Here is a 4,069-nt window from a genome sequence, read left to right as displayed (position 1 = left end):
GCGCACACCTCGGGAGACTTCACGCCGCTGCGCGTCTCGGATGCCGCCCACCTCGACCCGGGTCACGAGAGCGAGGAGCGTGCGATCCAGCCGTGATGCCGGCTCGGTGCTCAGCTCAGCTGCAGCGGGTTGTCGTGGACGCTGTTCGGGCAGAGGTGGGCGTTTCGGACCAACCCGAGGGTGTGCCCGGGACTCACCAGGTGAGCTCGATCTCGACCTCTCGCTCGTCCTCCCCGATCTCGACCTCGATCTTCAGGTTGACCTCGTCGGGCACGTCCACCGTGATGCGGCGACCGTCCCGCTCGAACTCGACCTCGTTGTTGCGGGCCAGCACGTCGGCGAAGGCATGGAGTCGCGCGGCCGCCTCCTCGCGACGGAGCCGTTTGGTCTCGTCGATCTCGAACAGGTCCATGCGGGCTCCTCGGGTCGTGGCGCGGCGGCCACCGTGCGGGTCGCCCTGCGAATCACCGTAGCCACACGCTGCACGCAGCGGAAGCGCCTGCCGGCCTGCTGCGCAGTCACCGCCGGAAGACCGCGAGCTCGTCGCCCCAGGCCCTGATGAGGGTGCTGGTGCGGTCGTGCCCGCGCTCGGCGTCGTACGCCGCGCAGGCGGCCTCGACCCGGCCGAAGGTCTCCCGGAGCGCCGCGGCATCACCGTCGAGCGTGCGCTCGAGCAGGGGCAGCAACAGGGCCGCGGGCCAGTCCGCGAGCGGGTGCCGGTGCAGCTCCCACGGCAGGTGCTTGTTGTAGGGCCGCACCCTCCCCGCGAACGCGAACACCACGTCGAGGAGCCACGGGACCGACTCGGCGGCGTCGAGTCGGCCTTCGCGGGGGCGACCGTCACGGTCGGACTTCAGCGACCGATAGGCGAAGTTGACCCATCCGTCCAGCCGGTCGTGGTCGACCAGAACGCCGTCCGCCTCCTCGGGCGTCAGGGTCGCCTGGCGGTGGGCCGCCTCGGCGATCCGGCCACCGGTCCGGTCCAGCAGTGTCGGAGCCCAGGCGAAGGACCAGCGCGCCCACCAGTCCACGCTCCCGAAGGGCGGCACCCGCTCCAGGTCCGAGAGCGCCACCGGTATCTCGTCGACCACGGCGGAGCGGTCGGTACGACGCTCGCGGGCGGCGCCGTCGTCGAGGACGACGTAGACGTCGAGGTCGGAGCGCTCGGTGACCATCCCGCGGGCCGCGGAGCCGGAGAGGACCAGGCCGAGGAACCCGTCACCGTGGTCGGAGTCGTTGCGCTCGGCCAGGCCGGCGATCAGCTCGCGCTGCGCGGGGTCCAGGTGGTCCGGCATCGCGAGATCCATCGCGGTCCCTTCTGTGTCGCCACGGGCGGTGGTGTGCGTTCGGCCCGCGCCGCCCGCCCCGGCCACCCTCCTCGGGTCGACACCCTCGCCGCAAGCCACTTTCAGCGGGTTCGCAGCCGACGGTCTCGCTCCTCCACGCACTCGCGGCCGCCACCCCGGGTTGGGTGACGGCCGCGAGCGGTGGGATCTTCGGGAGTCGCGCCAGGTCAGCCCTTCGCGATCCACGGGGTGAAGCTGCGACGCGGACCGACCCAGTCCACGAGGCCCTTGCTGGTCCCGTCGGTGCGGTTGCCCGAGGCGACCACGGAGACGCGGACGGCTCCGGGGCGGCCCAGGGCGGCGCGCGACATCCGGAAGGTGACGCGGTCCTTCTTGTAGGCGACCCGCATGATGTAGTCGCCGTGGGCGACCGACTTGCCCCACGAGCCGACCCGGAAGCCCTCGGTCCGGCGGAGCAGGTAGTCGGTCCCCCTCGTGAAGCCGCCGACGAAGACGTACTCGGGGCCGGCGTCCTTGCGGTTGGTGTCGACGTAGATGCGGCCCGCGGAGCCGGTGGCGGGGGCGGGTCGCAGGCCGTTGTGGAACGTCCTGACGGTGAGGTTGTCCACGCCGTTTCGGATCTTGACGGCCCGTATGTCGGAGCCGTGGAAGGTGTCTTCCGGGTCGTCGACCCCGTACAGCTCGGCGTTCGCCGGGCCGGCCAGGCCCAGGGTGAGGGCAGCGGTCGACAGGGCGACGGCGGCAGCGGTGAACTTGCGCATGGTGTTCTCGTTTCTCGAACGCGGTGTGCCCTGTCGGGCGAGTCCCCATCGGTGGGGACTCATGCCCTAGACGCACCCGGTGTCGAGAAGGTTGCACCGGCCCGGCCGCCTCGGTGCTCAGCCTCCGGTGAGGTCCTTGTACTGCTGCAGGATCGTGAGCGCCGACAGGCTGCCGAACAGTGCGATCGACCAGACCAGCACGCCGAGCCTGCCCCCGCGGATGCGCAGCTCGGCGGGCAGGATCTTGCGGTTGATGAGGATCAGCAGCCCCGAGTACATGAACATCATCAACCCGCCGACGCATGCGGAGATCACGATCAGCACGAGGGGCTGGTCGAACCCGATCAGGAGCATGACGATTCCGATCGCCACGATCGACCAGACCAGACCGAAGTAGAGCTTGCTCTCGCTCGCCGTCCGCACGTACGACGTCTTGAGCACGTCGGCCACCAGGCGACACGTGTAGTCGACGATGCCGATCGCGGCGGCGAACAGCGCGAACGCGCCGATCACCCAGAAGAACGTGCCGAACCACGGCCCCACGGCTTCCTTCAGCGCGTTGCCCTCGACCTCGAGGAACCCGATGTCGTCGGGCAGGCCGGGCTGGCCGTACACGGTCGAGTACGCGAGCAGCGAGGTGAAGAAGATCGTGACCACGGTGATCAGCACGAAGGTGACCAGCTGTTCGATGTTCGCGAACCGCCACCAGGCCCGCCAGCGCTCGAGGTTCGCAGGTGTCGTCTCGAAGACGAACCCGGTGCTCGACGCGGCTTCGGGCTCCCCGGTCACCGGGCTGGTGATGCGCGGGACGTAGGCACCCATCCCGAAGCCCTTGTCGCGGATCCAGTTGCTCTGCACCAGGTTCTGTCCGCCGCCACCTCCCGCGAACGCGAGCGCTCCGAGCAGGACCGCGAAGCCGAGCTCGCTCGCCGGGATGCCGGCGTCGGTGACCACCTGCGGGGCGTCCGCCCAGTTCGAGGCGGTGATAGCGGCGACCGCTCCCACGACGAAGAGCAGGAGCACCGCGGCCACCTTGACCATCTGGATCCGCTCCAGCGCCACGTACACCACCGGGGCGAGGGTGAGGATCGCGCCGATGGTGAGCAGCATCCCGATCGCGATGTAGTTGGCGTTGCCGCCCCACAGGTAGGTGACCAGCGTGGCCGAGCTCGTCGCCCACCCCGGCCAGAGGTTCGCGCCGAACGTCATCAGCGCGAAGACCAGGCCCCAGTGCCGCCAGAACCGGCTGAAGCCGGTGAGTGCCGTCTCGCCGGTCGCCAGGGTGTAGCGCTCGATCTCCATGTTGATGAAGAACTGCGTGGTCACCCCGACGAGGGCTGCCCACACGAACACCAGGCCCACCTGGGAGGCGATGTAGGGGTAGAGGATGAACTCGCCGCTGGCCAGCCCCACGCCGGCAGCGATCACCCCGGGCCCGATCTGCTTGAACCACTTCGCGGGTGCTTCCGGAAGGTCGCGCACCTCCGGTGCGGCGAGGTGCTTGGTCGGGAACTGGTCGACGGCGGTCATTGCTGCCTCCTCTGTGGCGACGCTTCCATCTCCCTACCCAGTTGTCACCGTACTCAAGCCGTCCGGTCCCGGTGCCGCTGAGGACGCGACGGACCGCCCGGGGGCGGAGCCCCGGGTCACGCGACGAGCGACGCGCTCCGCGACGACGACAGCGGGGCGTACGCCGGCGCTGCCTCAGACCAGCTCGGGGGCGTGCAGGTGGGCCAGGACGAGGTCGAACTGCTCGACGTCCCGGATCCGTCCGTGGGTGTCGCGGACGAACCTCTCGCGCAGCTCGCGTCCGGTCTCGCGGGAGCCCTCCTCGGCGTCGGCGGAGTCGAAGCTCACCGCGATGACGGCCTGCCCGGTGCCCCGGTTGATCATCACGCTGGCACTGCCGAAGCCGGGGAGCCGGTCGAGCGTCGGCATCGTGGTGTTCCGGGTGAAGTCGACCGCCTGGTCGACCTCCCGCGGCTCCACCTGCACCCACGT

The 4,069-nt window shown here is 70.1% G+C and carries 4 protein-coding genes and 1 pseudogene; all 5 read right to left on the bottom strand.

The genetic code is table 11. From position 1 onward, the window contains the following. Positions 1-193: 193 nt before the first annotated feature. Positions 194-412: an amphi-Trp domain-containing protein gene (locus tag VFN12_RS06555; protein WP_325117812.1), complete on the bottom strand. Its 219-nt coding sequence runs from the start codon at positions 410-412 to the stop codon at positions 194-196. 106 nt (positions 413-518) lie between these two features. Next, positions 519-1,295, bottom strand: a complete 777-nt coding sequence (locus VFN12_RS06550) for a nucleotidyltransferase domain-containing protein (protein ID WP_325117811.1) — start codon at positions 1,293-1,295, stop codon at positions 519-521. 218 nt (positions 1,296-1,513) lie between these two features. Next, positions 1,514-2,068 carry a hypothetical protein gene (locus VFN12_RS06545; protein ID WP_325117810.1) on the bottom strand — a complete coding sequence of 185 codons (555 nt, stop codon included), beginning with the start codon at positions 2,066-2,068 and terminating at the stop codon, positions 1,514-1,516. Between the two features lie 117 nt (positions 2,069-2,185). Then, the gene (locus tag VFN12_RS06540; RefSeq protein ID WP_325117809.1) at positions 2,186-3,598 is read right to left on the bottom strand and encodes an Nramp family divalent metal transporter; all 1,413 of its coding nucleotides are present in this window, start codon (positions 3,596-3,598) and stop codon (positions 2,186-2,188) included. Between the two features lie 174 nt (positions 3,599-3,772). After that, positions 3,773-4,069, bottom strand: a pseudogene (locus VFN12_RS06535) (hypothetical protein); the annotation flags it as partial.

Origin of the sequence: Nocardioides sp. (genome assembly GCF_035703625.1) — a bacterium.
Taxonomy (GTDB): Bacteria; Actinomycetota; Actinomycetes; order Propionibacteriales; family Nocardioidaceae; genus Nocardioides.
Note: the sequence above shows the minus strand (reverse complement) of the source record. Positions and strands in the feature narration are given on the sequence as shown.

Bases quoted from the DNA above. Each gene is read 5' to 3' on its own strand.
- VFN12_RS06555 (WP_325117812.1), bottom strand. From the start codon at position 412: ATGGACCTGTTCGAGATCGACGAGACCAAACGGCTCCGTCGCGAGGAG.
- VFN12_RS06550 (WP_325117811.1), bottom strand. From the start codon at position 1,295: ATGCCGGACCACCTGGACCCCGCGCAGCGCGAGCTGATCGCCGGCCTG.
- VFN12_RS06545 (WP_325117810.1), bottom strand. From the start codon at position 2,068: ATGCGCAAGTTCACCGCTGCCGCCGTCGCCCTGTCGACCGCTGCCCTC.
- VFN12_RS06540 (WP_325117809.1), bottom strand. From the start codon at position 3,598: ATGACCGCCGTCGACCAGTTCCCGACCAAGCACCTCGCCGCACCGGAG.